The organism is Aeromonas sp. MR7 (genome assembly GCF_963899385.1).
GTDB classification, from domain to species: Bacteria; Pseudomonadota; Gammaproteobacteria; order Enterobacterales; family Aeromonadaceae; genus Aeromonas; species Aeromonas bestiarum.
Genome location: NZ_CAWQXH010000051.1, coordinates 134,738 through 157,131, shown reverse-complemented (window position 1 = coordinate 157,131; position 22,394 = coordinate 134,738). Strand labels below are relative to the sequence as shown.

The window sequence follows — 22,394 nt, the reverse complement described above, 5'->3', positions numbered from 1 at the left end:
TGCCCAGGCTGACCGACGATTCTGGTACTGCGGCACGACCCTGATCCCATGACCATGCCTTGAGGCATGCCCTTGCCCTTTCAGCGGCAGCAAGGGCCTTCCCAAGGCGCAGGACCGCAAAGGATAGCAAGGTGAATCATGACAGCTCGCAACCCCCACACCCCGCGTAAACCCGTCGTACTCATGACCATGGGCGCCCAGCCCCGCAATGGTCACCCCTATCAGGTGATGACCCACAAATACATAATGCCGCTGGTGGAGATCAGCGACTGCGTGCCGCTGCTGGTGCCGACCTGCTGCGGCACAGAGGATCTGGCGCAGTATCTGGATTTGGCGGATGGCGTCTATCTGAGCGGCGCCGGATCCAACATAGATCCCGCCCTATACGGCCAGGAAAACCTGACCCCGGAGAAGCAGCAGGACAGAGACAGGGATCTGTTCGACATCCCGCTGGTGCGCGCCGCCCTCGATCGCGGCCTGCCGATCCTCGGGATCTGCCGCGGCATGCAGGAGATCAACGTGGCCCTTGGCGGCGACATGCATCAGAAGGTCTACAACGAGCCGGGCTATGACGATCACAGGGAAGATTCGGACGATCCGGTCGACGAGCAGTATGGCGAGAGTCATCAGGTCGAGCTGGTGCCCGGCAGCTGGTTTGCCGAGCTGATGGGACAACCGTCGATCCCGGTCAATTCGCTGCATGGGCAGGGGATCAAGACGCTGGCCAAAGGGCTTGAGCCGCTGGCCCACGCCGAGGATGGGCTGATCGAGGCGCTCCATGCCCCTGCCCTCGCCTCCTTCCTGCTGGCGGTGCAGTGGCACCCGGAGTGGAAGGCAAGCGGGAATCCCCACTCCATCAAGATTTTCGAGGCCTTCGGCGACGCCTGCCGGGCCCGCGCCAGCAAGGGCTGACTAGTCGCCAAACCCTCGCGCCTTGAGCTTGGGCAAACCACCCCGCTCGGGGCGCAGGGTGCGGCATATCTCCATCCCCTTGAGTCCGCGCTGGATGTGATCCGGCGTGTGGCCGAACACCATGCCGTTGCTGCGATAGAGGGCATCGTCATCCAGCTCGAACAGCTCGCCCCCTATGAGCAGCTGCTCGCGGCCATTGACCGTCTTGCCCCGCTTGAGCGGCAGCGTCATGTCGCTCAGCACCTCGCCGGTGGCACAGCCCTCGCGCCAGCGGGCCTCGTCGGAGAAGGGGGTAATGGCGATCTCGCGCCAGGAACCATCGCGAAACTCGACTCTATACTTGTCGGCCAGCTGATCGCAGCCCGCCAGCAACCAGACCCCCGCGATACAGACCAGCTTGTTCAACTTGCGCACACTCGCCACTCCCCTGCCACATTGGCGCCCAGCATAAATAAATTGCCCTCACCCCGCACCCATTTAGCGGTTCGAAAGCAACTATGCTGGAAATAACCAATGATAAGGGGCTGTTATGTTTAGCGATCACCTCATTGCGCTACCTACCCTGCTGTGGATTGGTGAGCACCCGTTCTGGACCCTGCTGACCCTGTCTCTACTCGCTACCCATTTCTGGCGCTCCCCTGGCCGGCGGCGGGAGCTGGTCGCCGAGCTCGGCTTCGTCATGCTGAGCACCGTCACCATACTGTTGATCCAGTTCGAGGGCGGATGGTTTCGCCTGCCCCTGCCCCACCACTGGCTGGTGGAGATCTCCAGCCTGCTGGCCGGCCTGGTGCTGGTGAAAGTCTGGGGGATACTGCTGTTCCAGTTTCTGCTGCCCCTGTGCCAGATCCGCATCCCGCGCATCATAGCCGACATCGTCATCACGGTCGGCTACATCGGCTGGTGCCTGTTCCGGCTCTACGCCTCCGGCATGGCGCTCGGCGAGATAGTCACCACCTCGGCCGTCATCACGGCCGTCATCGCCTTCTCCATGCAGGACACCCTGGGCAATCTGCTGGCCGGTGTCTCCATCCAGCTCGACAACTCCATCGCCATCGGCGACTGGCTGCAGGTGGAGACTACCCAGGGCCGGGTGGTGGAGATCAACTGGCGCGCCACCACCATAGAAACCCGTAACTGGGAAACCGTGGTGATCCCCAACAGCCACCTGCTCAAACAGCGCTTCACAGTGCTGGGACGGCGACAGAACGCCCCCCTGCAGTGGCGGCGCTGGGTCTGGTTCGACATCACCCTGGATACCCTGCCGACCCAGATCATAGCGCTGGTGGAACACTCTCTGCGGGAGACCCGCCTCCGCCACGTCTCCGCCAGCCCGATGCCCGACTGCCTGCTGATGAACGTGGAGAACGGTGTCGCCCGCTACGCGGTGCGCTACTGGCTCACCGATCTGGCGGTAGACGATCCCACCGATTCTGCGGTGCGCACCCTGATCGATGCCGCCCTGCGCCGCAACGACCGCCGCCTCACGCCCCCCATCTTCAACGTCTTCATGACCACGGATCAGGATCACAAGGATCAGCGCCACAAACGCCATACCGCAGAGCGCACCGCCACCCTGCGCCGCTTGCCGCTGTTCGCCATGCTGCAGGAAGAAGAGCTGCTGCAACTGGCGGATCAGGTCAAGTTCGCCCCCTTCGTCAACGGCGATCGCATGCTCACCCAGGGCGAGATCTCGGGCTGGCTGTTCGTGCTGGTGAAAGGGGATGCGGAGATGCTGGTGGAGGTGGAAGGGCGCGAACTGCTGCTCGGCACCCTCAGCGCCGGCGACTTCTTCGGCGAGCTGAGCCTGCTCACCGGCGAGCCCAGCCCGTTCACGGTGCGGGCGCTCGGCACCGTCGAAACCTATCGCATCAATCAGGCCATGTTCCAGGAGCTGGTCATGCAGCGCGAGTCGCTGGTCGAGCCGCTCTACCGGGTGCTGAGCGCCAGGCAGCAGGAGCAGCAGGCCCTGCTGGCACGGGAGGCGGAATCCTTGAGACAGGTCACGCCGCCGCGGGATCTGCTGGATAAACTGAAGGCGCTGTTTGGCGGCCTATGACGTAGCATGGAGGCCCGAGCTTTCGACAAGAGACCGACTCCATGCTGCTGACTGCCCTGGCCCTGAGTGCCACCCTGCAATTTGACTGCCCACCCAGAATCGAGACCCGCCAGCAACTGTTGACCACACCAGAGGGCTGGCAGGGTCTGAGCCGGGATCCGGAAGGAAAACCGAGTCAGACCCTGAGCCACCGGCTGGCAAACCTGGCGCTGTTTGATGGTGAGCCGGGTGAGCTGGTTCAGCTCAAACCGGACAATGGCGACAGCGACGAGATCCACTACTGGAGCCTGCTCGGCAGCAGCCTGCGTCCTCTCTATCTGGTCTGCCACTATCAGGATAGCGCCCTCACCCTGCAGCAGGCGCTGCCCCTCGGCATCAGCTACTGCCGGGTCAATCAGGGCGACCCTTACGATCTGCGCGGGCTGATCTGCCGCAAATAACGCAGTGAAGGGTAGCCAGCCATCGCCGTCAGAGCAGCAAGTCGGCCAGCTCGCCGAGGGCATTGAGCTCCACGTCCGGCAGCAGTTGCAGCTGTCGCCAGGGCTGGCCGCGCTCGTTTAGCCAGCCGGCCCGAAAACCGTGCAGGCGGGCACCCAGCACATCCGTCTCCGGGTGGTCCCCCACATGCAGGATCTGGCCGGGAGCCAGCTTGAGGGCCCTCTGCGCTTGCACAAACATGTCCGGCGCCGGTTTCATCCTGGCGCCCGCGCCCGCCTTGCAGACCAGGGTGAAATAATCCCCCAGCCCCGCCTGCACCAGATCCAGGTTGCCGTTGGTGATCACCACCAGCGGATAGCGCCCGGCCAATCGCGCCAGCAAGTCGTGAGTCGCGGCGCTCACCGTTATCCTGGATCGCTCGGTGAGAAAGGCGGCGAATACCTGTTCGGCCTCCCGGCTGGCGGTGGCGGCCGCCATGCCGCCCTGCACCATGGCCTCATGAATGGTGCGCTGACGCGCCAGGCTGACATCCTGGCGCAACTCGGGATGGGCAAGCAGGATGGCGCGCTTGAGTTCCAGCCAGCGTGGCTTGTCCAGCATGGCGGTGGCCAGGTATTCGCTGCGCAGATGGGCCAGCATCCACTGCTCGGCCCGTTCAATGGCGGGGCCGTTGTCGTAGAGGGTGTCATCGAGGTCGAACGAGATGGCGGCCACCGGCTGCCAGCGGCGATAAAAATGCATTCATGCTCCTTCACGGCGGGGTAACCAGACCCCGTTATTCATCTTCCGGGGTGGCAGGATCCCGCCTGGCCCTGGGATGGGCGTTGTCGTACACCTTGGCCAGATGCTGGAAATCGAGGTGGGTATAGATCTGGGTGGTGGAGAGATCCGCGTGCCCCAGCAGCTCCTGCACCGCCCGCAGATCGCCGGACGACTCCAGCATGTGGGTGGCGAAGCTGTGGCGCAGCTTGTGGGGATGGATGTGGGCATTGAGCGCCTGCTTGTTGCCCCAGCCATCGAGCCGCTCCTGCACCGAGCGGGCCGACAGTCGCCGCTTGCGCTGCGAGACGAACAGGGCTTCGGCCTCGTCCCCCGCCAGCAGGGGGCGCACCTTGAGCCACTTCTGCAACCACTCCACCGCCATCCGCCCCATGGGCAGCACCCGCTCCCGCGCGCCCTTGCCGGTCACCTTGAGCTGGCGATCATCGAGCTTGATGTCCGTCAGATTGAGCCCCACCAGCTCGGCTAGGCGCAGGCCGGAAGAGTACATCAGCTCCATGATGGCGCGATCCCGCACCGCCAGCGGATCCTGCTCGTCTGTGATGTTGAGCAGCTGGTACATCTCGTCCACATCCAGGTTCTTGGGCAGGGGTCGCCCCTGCTTGGGGGTCGCTATGCCGCGGGCTGGATTGGCGCTGAGCCGCCCCTGGCGCACCTGCCAGTCGCAAAAACTGCGCAGGGCTGAGAGCTTGGTGGCAAGAGAGCTGGGCACCAGTCCGGCCTTGTGCATCCGGGTCACCAGGCTGCGCACCTGGCTCGCCTCGAGCCGGGTCCAGTCACTCAGGCCAAGCCTGACCAGCTCGGCTGTCATGATCTCCAGGTGAGAGCGGTAGTTGCTGCGGGTATGAGGGCTGAGCTGGCGCTCGACCCTCAGGTATTCGATGAAGGCCGCCAACTCATCGGCCAGGCTGGTCGGCAGAGGCTCGGCGGCAGGAGACTGTGCCTTAGCCACGAACCAGCTCGGGCAGGCGCAGTTGCAGCAAGCGGCCCAGCTGACCCAGCAGCAGGGTGTCGTTGTGGGGGCTGAAGTGGCTGGGATCCGAGCTGGCGAAGGCCAGCACGCCGAGATCGCCGAGCCGCATCAGGGCAACGGAGTTGACCAGCACATCGTGGCCAAACAGCGCCTGCTTCTCGCTCTGGTTGAGTCGGCCGAAGTAGTAATCCTGCCCCGGCAACCGCTGGCCCAGCAGCTGATCGAGCTGCTTGCCCTCCGCCATGAAGCGCAGCTCTGGGCCGCTCAACTGGAATTTCTTCGGGCTGAGCCAGAGCCGCAGGCCGGTCAGCCGCAGCCGCTGCACGAAGGCCTTGCCCATCACGGCACTCACTTCGAACAGGGTCTGGCAGCCGTAGAGCTCGCCGTAGAGATCGGCGTAGACCCGGAAGATCCGCTCGTTCTCGCTGGCGATCCCCATCAGCTCGGTGATCTCCTGCTCCAGCTGCTCGATGCGCTCGCGCTGCCGGTCCATCTGGCGTTCGACCAGCGAGACCGAGCCTTTGCGCTCGTGAGGAATGCGGATCCGATCCAGCATGGCCGCGTGGCGCTGGAAAAACTCGGGATAACGGGCCAGGTACTCCAGCACTGTGGCTTCATCCACCAGTGATTCCTGCCGTTTGAGTTCGCTCATAACTTGGTTGGTCCATCCGAAAAAGGGGCACAAGGCCCCGACATTAGCGCTTGGCAGAGCGGAGCCATCTCCGCCCCATGCCTACAACTCTATCTGGCCGTCGAATACATGCTCGGCCGGGCCCGTCATATAGACCGGCTGACCCGGTCCCTTCCAGGCGATGGTCAGCTTGCCACCCGGCAGACTGACGATGACCCGCTCCTTGAGCTTGCCCTGACTGATGCCGATCACAGCCGCCGCACAGGCGCCGGTGCCGCAGGCGAGCGTCTCGCCCACCCCGCGCTCGAACACCCGCAGCTTGATCTCGGTGGCGTTGACCATCTCCATGAAGCCGACGTTGACCCGCTCGGGGAAACGCTCGTGCCGCTCCATGATGGCGCCCAGTGTCTCGACCGGCGCCTCGGCCACCGACGGCACCTCGATGACGCAGTGAGGGTTGCCCATGGAGACGACACCACACATCACAGTATGCTCTTGCGCCCGCAACAGATAGGTTTTTTCCGCCTTCTGGGCCCGAAACGGGATCTTGCCCGGCTCAAACTGGGGGACACCCATGTTGACCGTGACCTGATTCTCCCCTTCCAGCTGCAGGATAATGCGGCCACGGGCCGTGCTGACCGCGATGCGATCCCGGTTGATCAGCCCCTTGAGGCGCACGAAACGGGCGAAACAGCGGGCACCGTTGCCGCACTGCTCCACCTCGCTACCATCGGCATTGAAGATACGGTAGTGAAAGTCGAGTTCAGGATCATAGGGCGGCTCCACCAGCAGCAGCTGGTCGAAGCCGATCCCGAAGTGGCGATCCGCCAGCTTCTTGATGACGTCATTGCTGAAAAACACCTTCTGGGTGACGCCATCCACCACCATGAAGTCATTGCCCAGCCCGTGCATCTTGGAAAAATCTATCAACATCGTGCGTTCCTGTACCCTTTAGGCAGTAAATGCTCGCGACACCGGCGATCGGTCAACTGCTCGCGCGTTCAACGCACACAGAGACGCGTCTGGACCATCCCATCGCCATGGTGCCTTCCTGTTTTCAGGGCAGTAGATGCTCACCGCGCCAGAGATCGGCCAACTGCTCGCGCTCTCTGATGAGGAAGGATTGCGTGCCATCCACCAGCACCTCGGCCGCGCGCGGACGGGTGTTGTAGTTGGATGACATGGTAAAGCCATAGGCACCGGCGGAGCGAACCGCCAGCAGGGACCCCTCGCCTATGGCCAAGGTACGCTCCTTGCCGAGGAAGTCACCCGTCTCGCACACCGGGCCCACCACGTCGTACAGCGCAGGCTCGTGGGCCGTGCGGCTGTCCACCTCTATGATGTTCATCCAGGCGCCGTAGAGGGAGGGGCGCAGCAGATCGTTCATGCCGGCGTCGATCAGCGCGAAGTTGCGGGTCTCGCCAGGCTTGAGGAACTCGACACGGGTCAGCAGCACGCCGGCGTTGGCGACGATGGCACGGCCCGGCTCGAACAAGAGGGTCAGATCCCGGCCCGCCAGCTTCTGCTTGAGCGCCTCGGCATATTCAGTGGGGTGCGGTGGCTGCTCGGCGCCATAGTTAACCCCTAGCCCGCCGCCCACGTCCAGGTGATGGATCTGGATGCCTTCCGCCGCCAGCTCGTCGATCAGCCGCAGCAGCTTGTCGGCCGCCTCCATGAAGGGCGTCAACTCGGTGAGCTGGGAGCCGATGTGGCAATCCACCCCCTTGATCTCTATGTTGGCCATGGCCGCCGCCTTGCGATAGATGGCGGGCGCCTGCTCGATGGGAATGCCGAATTTGTTCTGCTTGAGGCCGGTGGATATGTAGGGATGAGTCCCGGCATCGATGTCGGGGTTGACCCGCACCGAGACCCGGGCCTTCTTGCCCATGCTGCCCGCCACCCGGTTCAGACGCTCCAGTTCGGCTTCCGACTCCAGGTTGAAACAGAGGATCTCTTTATCCAGCGCGAGGCGCATCTCGGCTTCGCTCTTGGCCACGCCGGAGAAGACCACCTTGGCCGGATCGCCGCCCGCCGCCAGTACCCGCGACAGCTCGCCGCCGGAGACTATGTCAAACCCCGAGCCCAGGCGGGCCAGCAGGTTGAGCAGCGCCAGGTTCGAGTTGGCCTTGACCGCATAGCAGATCAGATGGGGAATATCGCCTGCGGCCTGATCGAAGGCATGCCAGTGGCGTTCAAGGGTAGCGCGGGAGTAAACGTACAGCGGAGTGCCGTACTGCTCGGCAAGGTATTGCAGCGAGGTGTGTTCGGCCTGAAGCTGGCCGTCGGCGTCGTAGTTAAAGTGATCCAAGGGGCGGTTCCTTCCTGAATTATTGCGGCGCGGCCTCTGGGGCGGCTTCGGCGGTCGCAGGCGTCTGTGCTTGCGGTGTACTCTGGGTCTGGGGCTGCTCGGGGGGCGGCATGTAAAGCGGCCCCGTCAGGCCACACGCGGCCAAACCAAGAGACAGAAGAGTGGCAAGCAGACACTTGGTAAGCTGGGTAATCATAATGGTTCGCTGCGAAAAAATTTTTGGCCCTCTATAATCGCACTCACATTGTTAAAAGCAACAGGATAAACCGATGAAGGATCACGAGTATCACGCCCTGACCGACGCCTTTTTCCAATATGTGGAAGACACTGTCGACACAGGATATCCGGATATTGATTGTGAACGCGCCGGGGGGGTCTTGACCCTGTCGTTCGAGAACAAGACCAAGGTCATCATCAACAAGCAGGAACCCCTGCACCAGATCTGGGTCGCCACCCGCGAGAACGGTTTCCACTTCGAGCTGCAAGGGGAAACCTGGATCGACAACCGCTTCGGCCATGAGCTCAAGGCTCTGCTGACCAAGGCTTGCACCACCCAGGCGGGTGAGGCTGTGGTATTCCCATGATCGACCTACATCCGCAGGACGCCCGCCACGCCGTGATCTGGCTGCACGGGCTGGGGGATTCCGGCGCGGGTCTGGCACCGCTGGTGGATGCGCTGGACTTGCCTGCCGACCTGCCGGTGCGCCATCTGCTACCCGATGCCCCCGAGCGCGCCATCACCATCAACATGGGCTACAAGATGCGCGGCTGGTACGACATCAAGAGCTTCGACGACCCGGCAGACCGCGCCGTGGAGTCCCATGTGCGTGAATCCGCCGATCGTATCGCCGCCCTGCTGGATCAGCTGGTGGCCGAAGGCTTTGCTCCCGAGCGCATCCTGCTGGCCGGCTTTTCCCAGGGTGGCGTCATCGCCTCCTTCACCGCCCTGCGCCATCCGGCACGGCTGGCCGGGCTGCTCTGCATGTCCACCTATCTGGCGGCGCCCGACGCCCTGCTGGCGGAGATGAGCGAGGCCGCCCGCAGCCTGCCCATCTGCTACATGCACGGCATCTATGACGACGTGGTGAGCCTCTCCATGGGCTGGGACGCCAAGAACCGGCTGGAAGCGGCAGGGCTGACGCTCGAGTGGCACGAGTACCCCATGCGCCACGAGATCTGTCGCCCCCAGCTTGACGACATCCGCAGCTGGCTGCTGGCCCGCCTCGCGGACTGAGCCGGCTCCGGATAGCCAAACGGCCTGCATCTGCAGGCCGTTTTTATTTGGCAGGTTCGAGGAGCCGCGTCAGCAAGAGGGCCTCGTCGGCCACCCCATGCCCGACCCCTGGTGCTACCCCGTCGCCGAGCCCAGTTCGCGGGCCTGGCCTGCGCCGTCACGCAGCGGTCCCTGACTGCGGTAGGGGATCACCTCCAGCTCGCCGTTGACCTGCACTATCTCGTAGTACTGGGGCAGGTTGAAGTTGCTGAACTGGCCCGCATCGCTGAAACGCTCGTGGCTGGAGGTGTAGAAACGGTTCACCCCCTGCACCAGCTCATCCTTGTTGCCGGCGAAATGCTGGTAGATCTCCACCCGGTTCGCCTCATCCAGGATATAGATGTTGGTCCCCGCATCCCGGGTATCGAAGAAGAACTGCACCAGCCCTTCGCTGGCGTAGGAGTCGACGATACCGGGCAGGTGCTGGCTGTGGGTCTTGTCGAGCCGCAGCGGCAGGTGATCCAGCTTGTTGTGGGAGATGTGACGGTAGAAGTCGATGGCGTTTTCCAGCTTCTTGACCGACACCCCGCGCCGCTCGAAGAAGATGCCGTACTTCTCTTTCCCCAGCGCCAGCGTCTTGACCAGCTGCTGCTTGTCACGGGCGAGGCGCAGCTCGATGCACTCGGCCACCAGCTGCTGGAAACGGGTACGCACCAGGGAGCGGAAGTGCTGGCTGTAGCAGAACACCTCTATCATCTCGGGGGCGGCGGCGTCCTGGTGCATCTTGCCGAGTATGGTGGTGAGGGCATCGACTACCGCTTCATCGCCCTGGAAGTGCAGGGTGCGGATCTCGCTCCAGGAGTTGCGATAGACCAGATCCACCGATCCCACCAGACACTCCAGATTGCGGCCGAACGAGAAGACGTCGGCAGCATTGGCGTCGAATTCGATCACCTGACCCACCCAGTGGCTGGTCGGGTCCGTCTCCAGGTTGAGGAAGATGGAGAGCTGACGGATCTCGCACGGACGGCTGAGGGCCAGGTTGGTGGCGCGGGGATACTTGACCGGGAAGGTGCCGGACAGGTCACGACAGAACTGGTGCAGGTTGTCGATGTGCAGATCCGATCCCTGATTGAACAGGTGCACCCGGGACTGGGGCGTCAGCAGGCCGTTGAAGTAGGCCCAGGAGACCAGCTTGCTGATGTAACCGTTATATTCGAGCGGTGCCCGGCCTATGATGTCCGCCGGCTCCAGCGAATGTTTGTAGAGATACCAGCCGGCGCGATTCAGCCGGCCGTGGGGCACCTGCACCAGGCTGAGATCCGGTTCGCTCAGATCCGGCGCTATGGTCAGGTTGATGCGCTGCACCTTGCCCGGCAGGCTCTCGAACGCGGCGTAGAGCTTGCGCGACAGTATGCCGATGTCTTCCGGGTTGATGGACTCGCTGATGTTGTTGCGCCGGGCGAACTGAATGAGGTTGCGATAGCTCTGCATCAGGGCTTCCAGCAGCTCGGCGTGGGCCACCTTGACGTCCTCGACCTTCCACTCCTGGCGGTGATCCAGATGATGCAGCCGCTCCGGGCTCCAGCCCCAGTAGGCTACCAGCTGGGTCATCTGCTCGCGGCGCCAGGCCGGGGAGTGATCCTCCTTCGGATGGCTGAGGCCGTCACACACTTTCAGATAGAAGCAGCGTCGCACCAGATCGAGTCGCTGCATGTCGCCGATGGACTTGAGGTAGTTGGTCACCTTGTCCAGCATCAGGCAGTAGTTGTCGAGCCGGTAGTGCATGCCCTCGTTGTGCTGGAACCAGTCGCGGCTGGTGACAGACAGCAGGCGGGTGTTGGGATACTCGTGGGAGTAAGCCTCCATCAGCACCGACTTGAGCACGGCTTTGTAAGGGGAGTCGATGCCCTTATAGAGCTGCCACAAGGCGGAGCCGAAGTACTCCTCGGCAGGAATGCGGTCGAAGCCGCCGAGATCGAGCCAGTCGTCCTGGCTCAGCTTGCCGTGGGCAAACAGGCCGTTCACGTACTCGTCGTAGCGATCATCATACTCGGCAGGCACCAGATACCAGAGCAGGCGCTTGCCGGCGATCAGCATGGCGCTGCGGTAGAACTCGTCGAGCAGCAGCAGGTGCTGGGCGCTGCCGCAGCTCTCCCCCTGCATCTGGGCATCGTTGCGCTGGCGGAACTTGTCCTCGGGGATCAGGAAGAAGTTGAGATCCACCCCGCGCTGCTCGGCCCACTTGGAGAGTTGCTGGCACTTGAGATCCAGCAGCTCGAGCCGCTCCTGCGACAAACCGGCCACGTGGCAGACCCAGATATCGAGATCAGAGTGGCAGCACTGGCCGATGGACGAGGTGCTGCCCATGGAGTAGAGCCCCTGGATCGACTTGTCGTGGGTAGTGAGGCCGTTCTGGCAGTTGGCGTTCTGGCACAGATCCTGGATGAAGGCCTGCTGGGCCTCGTTGGCGGTAAAACTCCAGATGCCGTGGGGCACATCACCTGCCACATAACCGGGCAACAGGGGATGATTGAAGTGCAGCATGACGGGCAGCAGTTGGAAGACCTGCTGCCCATAGCGACTCATGAGACCTAACGCCCGTTGCGTCTTGAGACGATTGAGTTCGTCGTAGCGCGCCACCAGCGTATCGAGTTTTACCAGCAATGCCCTGCCTATACCGAGGTAAGAAATGACGCACCAAAACGGGGAGACGTCAAAAAAGTGTGATCATGTTAACAATGCAAACAGCGGTGGTAAACAAGCCCGCACTGAATCACCGGATTATTTATGACTGGCAGCTGAACAGTATCAGTGGAAAGCAATAAAAATTAGTAGATTCAATGAATTAATAAATTAATTCAACTTAATGAAAATCATTTTCAGCCCCCCTTTTTGAGCTTGGCCCCGCTTTTGCTGGCTGCGCCATGAAAGCCCCTGCAAAGGGTGGTAAGATCGTTTTCCTTCTAAAGATGAAACAACTGATTGATATGGCAGCCCGAACCCTGAAAATTGCCACTCGCAAGAGCCCATTGGCCCTGTGGCAGGCCAACTTCGTCAAAGACCGGCTGGAAGCCCTGTACCCCGAGTTGCAGGTCGAGCTGGTACCCATGAGCACTCAGGGTGACAAGATCCTGGATACCCCTCTCGCCAAGGTGGGCGGCAAGGGGTTGTTCGTCAAGGAACTGGAGACCGCCATGCTGGAAGGACGCGCCGACATCGCCGTTCACTCCATGAAGGATGTGCCGGTGGAGTTCCCCGAGGGACTGGGTCTGCACACCATCTGCGAGCGCGAAGATCCGCGCGATGCCTTCGTGTCCAACCGTTTCAGCCAGATAGAGGCGCTGCCGCAAGGTGCCGTGGTCGGCACCTCCAGCCTGCGCCGTCAATGCCAGCTGCGCGCCGCCCGCCCGGATCTGGTGATCCGCGACCTGCGCGGCAACGTCAATACCCGTCTCGCCAAGCTGGATGCCGGTGAATATGACGCCATCATACTCGCCGCCGCCGGCCTGAAACGGCTGGAGATGGCACATCGCATCACCGCCTTCATCGAACCGGAACAGAGCCTGCCCGCCAACGGTCAGGGGGCAGTCGGCATCGAGTGCCGGCTCGACGATGAGGAGCTACACGCCCTGCTGGCCCCGCTCGAACACGCAGAGACCCGGATCCGGGTGCTGACCGAACGCGCCATGAACCGCGCCCTGCAAGGGGGCTGTCAGGTGCCCATCGGTGCCTATGCCCTGGTGCAGGGGGAGGAAGTCTGGTTGCGCGGCCTGGTGGGCAGCCCGGATGGCCGTCAGGTGGTCCGCGACGAGATCCGCGGTCCGCTGGCCGATGGCGAGGCGCTCGGCCACACCCTGGCCCAGCGCCTGCTGGCGGCGGGCGCCGACGTCATACTGGCCGAGGTCTACCGGGCATGAGTGCGGGCCGGGCCGGATCATGGCCACAACCATTGAGCGCTGCCTGATGATCCCGCTGGTGGTGCGCCCGGCCGCCCAGGCCGCCGAGCTGGTGCAGCTGTTGCGCCGGCACGGCCACGCACCGCTCTGCTGTCCGCTGCTGGAAACCGTGGCGGGCAGCGAACTCTCTCGCCTGTCCGAACTGCTGCCCCAGGCAGACATAGTCATAGCCGTCAGCGTGCATGCAGTTCATTTTACTCACCATTTTCTGTTGCAAACTGGTCAGACCTGGCCACATATTGACTACTTTGCAGTCGGTCAGGCCAGCGCGGACGCCTTCGCCGATGCAGGCATAGCGGCGAGCTGCCCGGACGATCCGCGCAGCGAAGGGCTGCTGGCCCTGCCCGCCCTGCAACAGGTGAGCGGCAAGCGGGTGCTGATCCTGCGCGGCAATGGCGGTCGGGATCTCATCGCCCGGACGCTGGCCTCACGCGGTGCTCTGGTGCACTATTGTGCGGCCTATGAGCGCCACTACCCCGAACTCGACGGGGACGCATTGACTCGCCACTGGCAGGCGGCCGGGCTCGACAGCCTGCTCATCACCAGTGGCGAACTGTTGCAGCGGTTGCTGGAACTGGTGCCAAGCCAGCAGCAACCCTGGCTTTATGACCGCCTGTTGGTGGTGCCCAGCCCCCGCGTGGCCGAGATGGCCGAGGCGGCGGGCTTTACCCGAATCACGATTGCCCAAGGTGCATCCAACCAGGCCCTGACGGCCGCTCTGGAACTGAGGAAGATGGAATGACTGAACAACAAGAAACCCAGGTCAAGCCCCAGCCGACCGCCGTGGTCAACGGCGGCAAGAGCCGTTCCGGCGCCCTGCTGGGCGGCGTGGCCATATTGCTGGCCCTCGGCCTGACCGGCGGTCTCTACCTGCACGGCCACAAGAGTGCGGTGGCCCAACAGGGGGAACTGGATCAGCTCAAGCTGCAACTGGCCGAGGCCATGAGCAAACTGGATCAGAGCAACAGCAAGGAGAGTGAGCAGCTGGCCGCCGTCGGCAAGCAGCAGCAACTGCTGCAAGACGAGCTCAAGGGCCTGCAGAACCGGGTGCTGGATCTCAACGACAAGCGTCCCAACGACTGGATGCTGGCCGAATCCGAATATCTGGTGCGCATGGCGGGCCGCAAGCTGTGGCTGGAGCATGACCTCATCTCCGCCATCACCTTGCTCGGCAATGCCGACGAGCGCATCAAGGCGCTCAACGACCCCAGCCTGATGCCCATCCGCAAGGCGCTGGCGGCAGACATAGCCCAGCTCAAGGGGATGCCCAGAGTCGATCGCGAGGGGCTGACCCTGAAGCTGGCCGCCCTCTCCGATCAGATAGAGCTGCTGCCGCTCTCCACCGTCAGCATGCCGGAAGCGAAAATCGAACCGGATCAGGCCGTCAGCACCAACCCGGACGAGTGGGAAAGCAACCTGAAGAAGAACTGGGTCAAGTTCACCGAGAACTTCATCACCATACGTCGCCGCGATGGTGCCGTGGAGGCCCTGCTCTCCCCGCAGCAGGAGATCTTCCTGCGCGAGAACCTCAAGACCAAGCTGCTGCAAGCCCAGCTCGCCGTCTACCGCGAGCAGCAGGCCCTGTATGACGACAGCCTGGAGAAGGCACAGCGCTGGCTGACCCAGTATTTCGATACCGACAACAGCGCGACCCACTACATGCAGTCCGAACTGGACAAGCTCAAGGGTGAGCAGATCCAGTTCGACTATCCGGATCGCTTCAAGACCCAAGCCATGCTGGAAGAGGTGCTGACCGAGCGCCTGCAACGCATTCTGGCCAGCAACTGAGGAGGGCACCATGATTCGTCTGATTGTTCTGGTGGCCGTGATGGTGGCGGGGCTGATATTCGGCCCGCAAGCCTCCGGCAACAAGGGGTATGTGCTGATCGCCCTGGGTAACTACACGGTAGAGTCCTCGGTCACCAGCGCCGTGATCCTGGCCGTGCTCTTCTATGGCGCCCTGCTCATCGTCGAGTGGGTGCTGGGCCGGGTGTTCGGCCTGCGTCGCAAAACGCTGGGCTGGTACGGCTCGCGTCGACGCCGCAAGGCCAACCAGCAGACCGTGGCCGCCACCCTGGCCATGGCCGAAGGTCACTACAGCCAGGCCGAGAAGCTGATGCTCAAGGGCGCCAGCAACAGCGACACACCGCTGCTCAACTACCTGAGCGCCGCCAAGGCCGCCCAGGCCCGTGGCGATGACGTGCGCCGGGATCAATACCTGCAAAAAGCGCAGGAGGAGAACCCCAAGGCCGAGCTGGCGCTGACCCTGACCCAGACCCAGTTGCAGATAGAGCAGGGCCAGTACGATACGGCGCTGGCCATGCTGGAATCCATCTATGCCCTCAACCCGCGCCACCCCATGGTGCTGGATCAGCTGCGTCAGGTACACCTGGCGCGCGAGGACTGGACGGCCCTCATCGACCTCATCCCCGCCCTGCACAAGGTGGGCAAGCTGACCCCCAAACAGGAAGAGGATCTGCTGCATCAGGCCTGGCGTGGCCGGCTCAAAGCCGCCAGCGACGCCCTCGATACCCTGCGCCCTGTCTGGCAGGATCTGCCCCGCAAGCTGCGCCAGGATCCGGATCTGCTGGCCTGCTATGGGGATCGGCTGCGTCAGCTCGGTGCCGACAACGAAGCCGCCGAACTTTGGCTGGATGCGCTGCGCAAGCAGGTTTCCCCCCAGTTGCTGGCCCGCCTGCCCAGACTCAAGCTCGACAACTACCAGCCCATGCTGACCCTGTTGCAGAAGATCCAGGATCAGCCGGGTGTCGACGCCGCACTGGCCCAGACCTATCTGCTGGCCGGCCAGCTGGACGAGGCCCAGCGCCTGCTGGAGCAGGCGGTGGCCAAGGCACCGAGTGCCGCCGTCTACCACGCCCTCGGCCAGGTCATGGACAAGCGCCGCCTCACCAACAAGGCCAACGAATACTATCGGCAGGCCCTGCAACTGGCCGACGTCTGATCCTGGGCCCTGCGCCAGAAGCACCAACAAGAGAGGCCGCAATTGCGGCCTCTCTTTTATCTGTTCTGCTCTGATGTTACGCCGCAACCCGCTTATGCCGTCAGCCGCTCCAGCTCACCTATGAGCCAGATGGCCTCCTCCCTGTGATAGCCGCACACATCCGGCATGGGTCTAAAACCGCTGCACACCAGAGGACGATCCGGCTGGTCGAAGATCTTGCAGCCCAGCCGCACATCGAGCTGGACGCAGGGCACCCCGGCCGGTTTGCCGGCGGGCATGCCCGGAATGGCACTGCTGATACTGGGGGCAATGCAACAGGCTCCACAACCTTGACGACATTCCATGTAACGCTTTCCTGTGCGTGGCGAACCAGTCTATCAAAGGGCCGCGATTCCCCTTAGCCTTATCCCCCGCGCCCGTAAAATAGTGGCCAGTCAGGGGGCTGTGTCAGCCCGCAGACAATAAAAAGCCCGACGGCGGCAGCGGTCGGGCTTTTTATGTTGCAACAGCAGGTTCAACCCACTCTCATCAGAGAATGATGTCGCGCACCACGCTGTCCTTGCGATCCAGGAAGTGGATCGACTTGATGCGACGAATGGTGCGTGACTTGCCACGGATCAGCAGGGTTTCCGTGGTCGCCATGACGCCATCGCTGGTGATGCCATCCAGCAGATCACCCTTGGTGATGCCGGTGGCCGAGAAGATGACGTTGTCATTCTTGGCCAGGTCTTCCAGCTTGAGCACCTTGCTCAGGTCTATGCCGAGCGCCTCGCAGCGGGCAATTTCCTGCTCGCCCAAGGCACGCACTTCCGGGCTGTCGCCCTTGACCTTGTGACGGGGTATCAGGCGAGCCTGCATGTCACCATCCAGCGCGCGGATCACCGCCGCCGAGATCACCCCTTCCGGCGCGCCGCCGATGCCATACAGCATGTCGACTTCGCTGTCCGGCAGACAGGTGAGGATGGAGGCGGCCACGTCGCCATCGGGAATGGCAAACACCCGCACGCCCAGTCCCTGCATCTCCTTGATAGCCTTGTCGTGACGCGGCTTGGCCAGGGTGATCACGGTCAGGCGGGAGAGCGGCTTGCCCAGCGCCTTGGCCACGGCCTTGAGGTTCAGCTCGAGGGCCTGATCCAGGTCGATGGCACCCTTGGCCTTGGGACCCACGATCAGTTTTTCCATGTACATATCGGGCGCCTTGAGGAAGGAGCCCTTGTCGCCGACTGCCAGCACGGCCAAGGCGTTGGCCTGGCCCATGGCGGTCATGCGGGTACCCTCGATCGGGTCGACCGCGATATCCACGGCGTCACCCAGACCCGTGCCCACCTTCTCGCCTATGTAGAGCATGGGGGCTTCGTCAATTTCACCTTCGCCGATCACAATCTCACCATCGATCTGGATCTGATTGAGGATATGGCGCATGGCCGCTACGGCCGCCCCATCGGCGATATTCTTGTCACCACGTCCGAGCCACTTGTAGCCAGCCAGTGCAGCCGCTTCCGTCACTCGGGAAAACTCGATTGCCAGTTCACGTCTCATCGCATATCCAACCTTTGGAGCTCGAAAACGGGCGGCATTCTATCACAAGGGCAAACCTTTGCGCGCAAAAGTGGCGGATCGCCACACAAATCACGGCCCTTCACCAAACTGACATCAAATCGCCACCGACACGTCACTTGAGTGTCACCCCGCTGTCATCCCCCTCGCCTAGCATGGCCCCGTCTTTAAAACAAAAGCTTGCAACACAAGGGATTAAGATGAAAAAGCTGACTGTAGTGGCACTGGCTCTCACCGCGGCCTTTCAGGCACAAGCCGTTGAAGTTTATAAAAATGACACCACCACCCTGGATCTGTACGGCCGCATCTATGCCGGCCAGTTCTTCGGTGACAAGAAGGAAGGGGTCGACACCACCCATCCGAACGGCACCCAGGAGTACAGCGACAAGCAGGGCGCCAACCAGTTTGTCCGCTTCGGCGCCAAGGTGGATAGCCAGATCAACAGCCAACTGAAGGCGCTGGCCCAGTACGAAGTGCAGATGTACATCAACGACAGCGAGAAGACCATCAGCGAGAACTCCGACAACCTGCGCACCCGTCTGGCGTTCGCCGGTGTCGGCGCCGACTGGGGCAACATCACCTTCGGTCGCCAGAAGGGGGCCCCCGGCTTCCTGGCCGACTGGACTGACGTCTCCCTCTCCGATGGCTACGGCAACGAAGCCCTCGGCGCCAAGACAGATACCTTCGCCACCAACCGCGCCGGCTCAGTGCTGAAGTACTCGGGTCTGTTCAACGGCTTCCAGGTCGACACCAGCTACAAGTTCGATGGCGGTGACACCGAAGAGACCACCAGCAAGGACAGCGATGCAGCCTACGGCGCCGCCGTGGCCTACACCTTCCCGTTCAACCTGGCGCTGGGCACCGCCTACAACGTGGGTATCCGCGACAAGAACGGGGAAGAGGATGCCAAGCTGTGGCTGCTCTCCGCCAAGTACGACAACAAGGCCGTCTATGCCGCCCTGAGCTATGCCGACGGCACCGACTTCCTGGCCACCGGCAAGGATCACACCGGCTGGGAAGGGGCTCTGGGCTACAACTTCGAGAACGGCTTCGGCCTGATGGCGCTGTGGAACAAGCAGAAGGTGGAGCAGGACGGCAAGAGTGATTACGACTCCATCGACTACTACACCCTGGGCGCCCAGTACAAGTTCAACAAGAACCTGCGCGTCATCGGCGAGTACCGCATCAACAACCTGGACAGCCAGGAGAGCGGCAAGCTCAACGTCAAGGATGACTTCCAGCTGGCAGCCCGTTACGACTTCTAATCTCGGCTCTCAGTCAGAAAAAAAACGCGCCGGCTTATGCCGGCGCGTTTTTTGTTGGCCCGCAAAGGGATGCAGGCCAGCCGCCGTCCGGCTCATGATCTAGGCTCAACAGAACCACGAAGAGGAGATCATCATGCCGTTACGCCTGCTCATCTGCTGCTGCCTGCTGCTCGCCCTTCCCGTTCAGGCGCTGACCATCGCCATGGTGCTGTGGCGCGGCGAAACGGATGCCGAACGGGGCTTTCGTGCCGAATTGATCCGGCTCGGCCATCAACCCACCTTCGTCACCTTCAACGCCAATCAGGATCGCGCCGCCTTCGCGACCCAGCTGCGCCAGCAACTGCTGCCCTCCCTCGCCGACTACGACTACATCTACTGCTTCGGCACCACGGCCACGACCATGGTCAGGAGCCTGATCGGCGATCGCAAGCCACTGATCTTCAACATAGTGTCTGACCCCGTCGGGGCCGGGATCCTGTCGGAAGACAAGGCGGACAACCGGATGGTGGCCGGCACCAGCAACCTGGTGCCCATGGCACTCCAGCTCGCCAACGCCCGCCAGCACCTGCCCACCGACAAGGGACTGCTGCTGCCCTTCAACCCCCGCGAGCAGAACACCCTGCTGACCGGTGAACTGCTGCTGCGCGAAGCCAAGCGCTATCAATGGGATCTCACCACCTGGCGCATAGCGCCTGACAAGCGGCGGCTGGCCGGCGAGCTCAAGCGTCTGCAACAGGATGCCCGCCAGCGCATCGTCTTCCTCGCCGCCGACAGCTATCTGCTCTCCATCGCCCCCGAACTGCTGGCCGCCCTCAACGAGGCGGGCATCCCCACCATCTGCAGCGCCGAGCTGTTTGTCGAGCACGGCTGCACCGTCGGCACCATCAGCAGCTATGAAACCCTGGGCCGGATGACGGCCAACATCATCCACCGCAACCTGCAGGGCACGCCGCTGCAAGACATTCCGCTGCAGACGGATCCGACCCCCCGGCTGGTGCTGGGCAAGCAACTGGCATCCGCCGACAATCAGGGCACCCAGGGCCGCTGACCACCCGGCCTCCTCCATGGGGCCCAAACCGCCCCTGACACCCAGCGGCACGGCTCTGCCGGCCGCTGCGTTCCATCCGATCCCCTTGCCAAGGTTCATCACATCTTTATGTTGCAGAGCTAATGAAAATCAATATCATTAGCATCCTCTCACAGGAGAGAAACCAATAATTATAAATAAATCAATAAGTTCAGACCATCAGGTCGCTTCCTCAAGAGTCAACACGCAACATGTACACACCCAATCACCCACGCGCCCTGCTGGGCGTCGCTCTGCTGGCCCTGAGTGCCGGCGCCCGTGCCGAAGACGAGACCATGACGGTCGTCGGCAAACGCAGCCAGCATGAAGAGGTCGCCACCGCGACCCGTACCAACACCCCGGCCAAGCTGGTGCCGCAGGCCATCGACAGCGTCAAGGCCAGCGAGCTGACCGCCTTCGGCCAGCCCACCCTGAGCGAGGCCCTGACCGGCATCCCCGGCGTCAACGCCAGCGGCGACACCCGCTTCGATGGCGTCAACATCCGCGGCTTCAGCGCCAGCAACGACTTCTATCTCGACGGTTTTCGCGATGACATGCAGTACACCCGCGACCTTGGCAACATAGAGCGGGTCGAGGTGCTCAAGGGCCCGGCCGCCGTGCTCTACGGCCGCGGCAGCACGGGTGGCATCGTCAACCGGGTCAGCAAGAAGCCGCAGAAGGGGCAGGAGTCCAGCGTCAGCGCCCTGGTCGGCAGCTTCGACAACCGGCGGCTGGCCGCCGACCTCAACGGCGAGGCGGGTGAGCAGGTGCAACTGCGCCTCAACCTGGCTCAGGAAGACAAGGACAGTTTCCGCGACGGCGTGACCAGCAAGCGCACCCTGCTGGCCCCCTCCGTCAACTGGGAGATCAGCGACAGGCTGAACTGGCTGGTGCAGTACGAGCGCAACGAGCACGACCGCACCCCGGATCGCGGCATCCCCGGCGTCAATGGCCGCCCGGCCGACGTGCCGAAGGAGTACGTCTACAGCGACACCCGCCGCGACTTCATCGACGATGTGGCCCAGTCCACCCGCTCCCGCCTCTCCTGGGACATCAACGATCAGTGGCAGTTGCGCCAGCAACTGGGCTACACCAGCCTCGACAGCCAGTTCGACAACACCTATGTCACCAGCGTCAAGGGCGACCAGGTGACCCGCTCCCGCTGGCAGCAGGATCTCAAGGCCAACAGCCTGATCAGCAACACCGAGGCCGAAGGCCAGCTGCAGACCGGCCCCATCGAGCATCGCCTGCTAATCGGCTTCGAGCAGAACTGGCAGGAGCGCACCCCCAAGCTCTACCAGAACGCCACCGCGATCCCGGCCGGCAACCTTTACGATCCTGGCTCCCTGCCCACCTATGATGGCGCCATGAAGCTCTCCAGCGACGCCAACCACAAGGTGCGCGGCTACGGTCTCTACCTGCAGGATCAGCTCAGCCTGGGCGACTGGCATCTGCTGGGCGGCCTGCGCCGCGACGACTTCACCGTCACCAGCCGCCGCAACGACCTCAACAAGGAGGAGACCGTCTCTGTCACCAGCCTGAGCCCGCGGCTGGGGCTGGTGTGGAATCCGCTCGAGGAACACGCCTTCTACACCTCCTACAGCAAGACCTTCACCCCGGTGGGCGGTGAGCTGATCGGCATCACTCCGGGCGACAAGAACAACCACCTGGATCCCCAGCACACCCGGCTGTACGAGGGCGGCGTGAAGAGCGACTGGCTGGATGGCCGGCTGGCGACCACCCTCTCCGTCTACCGGCTGGAGATGTACAACAAGCGCAGCAAGGATCCGCTGGATCCCACCAAGGTGATCCTCACCGGCCTGCAACGCACCGAGGGCATAGAGCTGAGCGCCCGCGCCCAGCTGACCGACGAGCTCTACCTGCGCGGCGGCATCTCCATCCAGGACGCCGAGCAGGTCAAGGCGGATGCGGATCTGCAGGGCAAGCGGCCGATGAACGTCTCCCGCCAGAACGGCCAGCTGTTCGCCGGCTACCAGAGCGGCACCCAGGGCTGGTTCGGCGAGACAGGGGTGACTGCGGTGGGCGATCGCTTCGCCGACAACGCCAACACCACCACCTTGCCCGGCTATGCCCGTTTCGATGCCCGCGCCGGCTACCGCTGGCAACAGTGGGAAACCCAGTTGAGCGTGGAGAACCTGACCGACCACGACTACTTCGTCAGCGCCACCAGCGCCTCCCAGATCATGCCGGGCACGCCCCGTCAGCTGAATCTGAGCGCCGCCTACCGCTTCTGATCCCACCCTCTTCCCCGAT

General features: G+C 62.9%; 22 protein-coding genes. 12 read left to right on the top strand and 10 right to left on the bottom strand.

What is annotated here, in order from left to right; genetic code table 11:
• Positions 1-138: 138 nt before the first annotated feature.
• Positions 139-912, top strand: a complete 774-nt coding sequence (locus tag AACW87_RS20790; protein WP_241326030.1) for a gamma-glutamyl-gamma-aminobutyrate hydrolase family protein — start codon at positions 139-141, stop codon at positions 910-912.
• Here AACW87_RS20790 and AACW87_RS20785 read toward each other — a convergent pair whose 3' ends face one another.
• Complete coding sequence (locus tag AACW87_RS20785) at positions 913-1,326, bottom strand: hypothetical protein (protein WP_241326029.1); 414 nt, start codon at positions 1,324-1,326, stop codon at positions 913-915. It abuts the gene before it with no gap.
• Between the two features lie 115 nt (positions 1,327-1,441).
• Between AACW87_RS20785 and AACW87_RS20780 the strand changes: the two genes are divergently transcribed.
• The gene (locus tag AACW87_RS20780; RefSeq protein ID WP_241326028.1) at positions 1,442-2,968 is read left to right on the top strand and encodes a mechanosensitive ion channel family protein; all 1,527 of its coding nucleotides are present in this window, start codon (positions 1,442-1,444) and stop codon (positions 2,966-2,968) included.
• Positions 2,969-3,009: 41 nt separating this feature from the next.
• Positions 3,010-3,408: an STY0301 family protein gene (locus AACW87_RS20775; protein WP_241326027.1), complete on the top strand. Its 399-nt coding sequence runs from the start codon at positions 3,010-3,012 to the stop codon at positions 3,406-3,408.
• A gap of 28 nt (positions 3,409-3,436) precedes the next feature.
• On the opposite strand, the gene AACW87_RS20770 is transcribed toward AACW87_RS20775, so the two are convergent.
• The 6 genes from AACW87_RS20770 to lptM all read right to left on the bottom strand — a co-directional run bounded on the left by AACW87_RS20770 (position 3,437) and on the right by lptM (position 8,294).
• A complete protein-coding gene (locus AACW87_RS20770; protein ID WP_241326026.1) occupies positions 3,437-4,147 on the bottom strand; it encodes an HAD-IA family hydrolase in 711 nt (236 codons plus the stop codon).
• 34 nt (positions 4,148-4,181) lie between these two features.
• Positions 4,182-5,138 carry a tyrosine recombinase XerC gene (xerC, locus tag AACW87_RS20765; RefSeq protein ID WP_241326025.1) on the bottom strand — a complete coding sequence of 319 codons (957 nt, stop codon included), beginning with the start codon at positions 5,136-5,138 and terminating at the stop codon, positions 4,182-4,184.
• Complete coding sequence (locus tag AACW87_RS20760; protein WP_065401948.1) at positions 5,131-5,811, bottom strand: DUF484 family protein; 681 nt, start codon at positions 5,809-5,811, stop codon at positions 5,131-5,133. The genes xerC and AACW87_RS20760 overlap by 8 nt, the downstream gene beginning before the upstream one ends.
• 81 nt (positions 5,812-5,892) lie before the next feature.
• Positions 5,893-6,723: a diaminopimelate epimerase gene (gene dapF, locus AACW87_RS20755; protein WP_277606837.1), complete on the bottom strand. Its 831-nt coding sequence runs from the start codon at positions 6,721-6,723 to the stop codon at positions 5,893-5,895.
• 124 nt (positions 6,724-6,847) lie between these two features.
• Positions 6,848-8,098, bottom strand: coding sequence for a diaminopimelate decarboxylase (gene lysA / locus AACW87_RS20750; RefSeq protein ID WP_103471726.1), 1,251 nt, complete (start codon positions 8,096-8,098; stop codon positions 6,848-6,850).
• A 19-nt stretch (positions 8,099-8,117) separates the two neighbouring features.
• Complete coding sequence (gene lptM / locus AACW87_RS20745) at positions 8,118-8,294, bottom strand: LPS translocon maturation chaperone LptM (RefSeq protein ID WP_017408874.1); 177 nt, start codon at positions 8,292-8,294, stop codon at positions 8,118-8,120.
• 73 nt (positions 8,295-8,367) lie between these two features.
• Between lptM and cyaY the strand changes: the two genes are divergently transcribed.
• Together cyaY and AACW87_RS20735 are read left to right on the top strand one after the other, a co-directional pair.
• On the top strand, positions 8,368-8,682 hold the full coding sequence (gene cyaY, locus AACW87_RS20740; protein ID WP_241326024.1) for an iron donor protein CyaY: 315 nt from the start codon (positions 8,368-8,370) through the stop codon (positions 8,680-8,682).
• Complete coding sequence (locus AACW87_RS20735) at positions 8,679-9,332, top strand: alpha/beta hydrolase (protein WP_241326023.1); 654 nt, start codon at positions 8,679-8,681, stop codon at positions 9,330-9,332. Before cyaY ends, AACW87_RS20735 begins: the two co-directional genes overlap by 4 nt.
• A 114-nt stretch (positions 9,333-9,446) precedes the next feature.
• Here the strand turns inward: AACW87_RS20735 and AACW87_RS20730 are convergent, their stop codons facing one another.
• A complete protein-coding gene (locus tag AACW87_RS20730; RefSeq protein ID WP_043134973.1) occupies positions 9,447-11,978 on the bottom strand; it encodes a class I adenylate cyclase in 2,532 nt (843 codons plus the stop codon).
• 323 nt (positions 11,979-12,301) lie between these two features.
• Between AACW87_RS20730 and hemC the strand changes: the two genes are divergently transcribed.
• From hemC to AACW87_RS20710, 4 genes are read left to right on the top strand one after another with little or no spacing between them, the layout of a single operon-like run.
• Positions 12,302-13,231 (top strand): hydroxymethylbilane synthase, encoded by a 930-nt coding sequence (gene hemC, locus AACW87_RS20725; protein ID WP_241326022.1) that lies wholly within the window; start codon positions 12,302-12,304, stop codon positions 13,229-13,231.
• 46 nt (positions 13,232-13,277) lie between these two features.
• Entirely contained in the window at positions 13,278-14,012 is a 735-nt protein-coding gene (locus AACW87_RS20720) for a uroporphyrinogen-III synthase (RefSeq protein WP_241326054.1), read from the top strand.
• Complete coding sequence (locus tag AACW87_RS20715; protein WP_043556963.1) at positions 14,009-15,058, top strand: uroporphyrinogen-III C-methyltransferase; 1,050 nt, start codon at positions 14,009-14,011, stop codon at positions 15,056-15,058. Before AACW87_RS20720 ends, AACW87_RS20715 begins: the two co-directional genes overlap by 4 nt.
• 10 nt (positions 15,059-15,068) lie before the next feature.
• The gene (locus tag AACW87_RS20710; RefSeq protein ID WP_098980925.1) at positions 15,069-16,232 is read left to right on the top strand and encodes a heme biosynthesis HemY N-terminal domain-containing protein; all 1,164 of its coding nucleotides are present in this window, start codon (positions 15,069-15,071) and stop codon (positions 16,230-16,232) included.
• 92 nt (positions 16,233-16,324) lie between these two features.
• Here the strand turns inward: AACW87_RS20710 and AACW87_RS20705 are convergent, their stop codons facing one another.
• Complete coding sequence (locus AACW87_RS20705) at positions 16,325-16,576, bottom strand: YkgJ family cysteine cluster protein (RefSeq protein WP_043556964.1); 252 nt, start codon at positions 16,574-16,576, stop codon at positions 16,325-16,327.
• 184 nt (positions 16,577-16,760) lie between these two features.
• Positions 16,761-17,771 (bottom strand): class II fructose-bisphosphatase, encoded by a 1,011-nt coding sequence (glpX, locus tag AACW87_RS20700; protein WP_043134967.1) that lies wholly within the window; start codon positions 17,769-17,771, stop codon positions 16,761-16,763.
• Positions 17,772-17,989: 218 nt separating this feature from the next.
• Here glpX and AACW87_RS20695 point away from each other — a divergent pair, with 218 nt between their 5' ends.
• The 3 genes from AACW87_RS20695 (at position 17,990) to AACW87_RS20685 (ending at position 22,375) form a co-directional block, all read left to right on the top strand.
• Positions 17,990-19,054 carry a porin gene (locus AACW87_RS20695; RefSeq protein WP_043134966.1) on the top strand — a complete coding sequence of 355 codons (1,065 nt, stop codon included), beginning with the start codon at positions 17,990-17,992 and terminating at the stop codon, positions 19,052-19,054.
• 133 nt (positions 19,055-19,187) lie between these two features.
• Entirely contained in the window at positions 19,188-20,102 is a 915-nt protein-coding gene (locus tag AACW87_RS20690) for an ABC transporter substrate-binding protein (protein WP_241326021.1), read from the top strand.
• 230 nt (positions 20,103-20,332) lie between these two features.
• Entirely contained in the window at positions 20,333-22,375 is a 2,043-nt protein-coding gene (locus AACW87_RS20685) for a TonB-dependent receptor (protein WP_241326020.1), read from the top strand.
• The last annotated feature ends 19 nt before the right edge of the window (positions 22,376-22,394 follow it).

Coding starts and splice junctions, on each gene's coding strand:
- glpX (WP_043134967.1), bottom strand. CDS start 17,771: ATGAGACGTGAACTGGCAATCGAGTTTTCCCGAGTGACGGAAGCGGCT.
- AACW87_RS20770 (WP_241326026.1), bottom strand. CDS start 4,147: ATGCATTTTTATCGCCGCTGGCAGCCGGTGGCCGCCATCTCGTTCGAC.
- AACW87_RS20790 (WP_241326030.1), top strand. CDS start 139: ATGACAGCTCGCAACCCCCACACCCCGCGTAAACCCGTCGTACTCATG.
- hemC (WP_241326022.1), top strand. CDS start 12,302: ATGGCAGCCCGAACCCTGAAAATTGCCACTCGCAAGAGCCCATTGGCC.
- AACW87_RS20780 (WP_241326028.1), top strand. CDS start 1,442: ATGTTTAGCGATCACCTCATTGCGCTACCTACCCTGCTGTGGATTGGT.
- cyaY (WP_241326024.1), top strand. CDS start 8,368: ATGAAGGATCACGAGTATCACGCCCTGACCGACGCCTTTTTCCAATAT.
- AACW87_RS20690 (WP_241326021.1), top strand. CDS start 19,188: ATGCCGTTACGCCTGCTCATCTGCTGCTGCCTGCTGCTCGCCCTTCCC.
- AACW87_RS20710 (WP_098980925.1), top strand. CDS start 15,069: ATGATTCGTCTGATTGTTCTGGTGGCCGTGATGGTGGCGGGGCTGATA.
- AACW87_RS20695 (WP_043134966.1), top strand. CDS start 17,990: ATGAAAAAGCTGACTGTAGTGGCACTGGCTCTCACCGCGGCCTTTCAG.
- AACW87_RS20760 (WP_065401948.1), bottom strand. CDS start 5,811: ATGAGCGAACTCAAACGGCAGGAATCACTGGTGGATGAAGCCACAGTG.
- AACW87_RS20775 (WP_241326027.1), top strand. CDS start 3,010: ATGCTGCTGACTGCCCTGGCCCTGAGTGCCACCCTGCAATTTGACTGC.
- AACW87_RS20735 (WP_241326023.1), top strand. CDS start 8,679: ATGATCGACCTACATCCGCAGGACGCCCGCCACGCCGTGATCTGGCTG.
- lptM (WP_017408874.1), bottom strand. CDS start 8,294: ATGATTACCCAGCTTACCAAGTGTCTGCTTGCCACTCTTCTGTCTCTT.
- AACW87_RS20685 (WP_241326020.1), top strand. CDS start 20,333: ATGTACACACCCAATCACCCACGCGCCCTGCTGGGCGTCGCTCTGCTG.
- AACW87_RS20720 (WP_241326054.1), top strand. CDS start 13,278: ATGATCCCGCTGGTGGTGCGCCCGGCCGCCCAGGCCGCCGAGCTGGTG.
- AACW87_RS20715 (WP_043556963.1), top strand. CDS start 14,009: ATGACTGAACAACAAGAAACCCAGGTCAAGCCCCAGCCGACCGCCGTG.
- AACW87_RS20705 (WP_043556964.1), bottom strand. CDS start 16,576: ATGGAATGTCGTCAAGGTTGTGGAGCCTGTTGCATTGCCCCCAGTATC.
- dapF (WP_277606837.1), bottom strand. CDS start 6,723: ATGTTGATAGATTTTTCCAAGATGCACGGGCTGGGCAATGACTTCATG.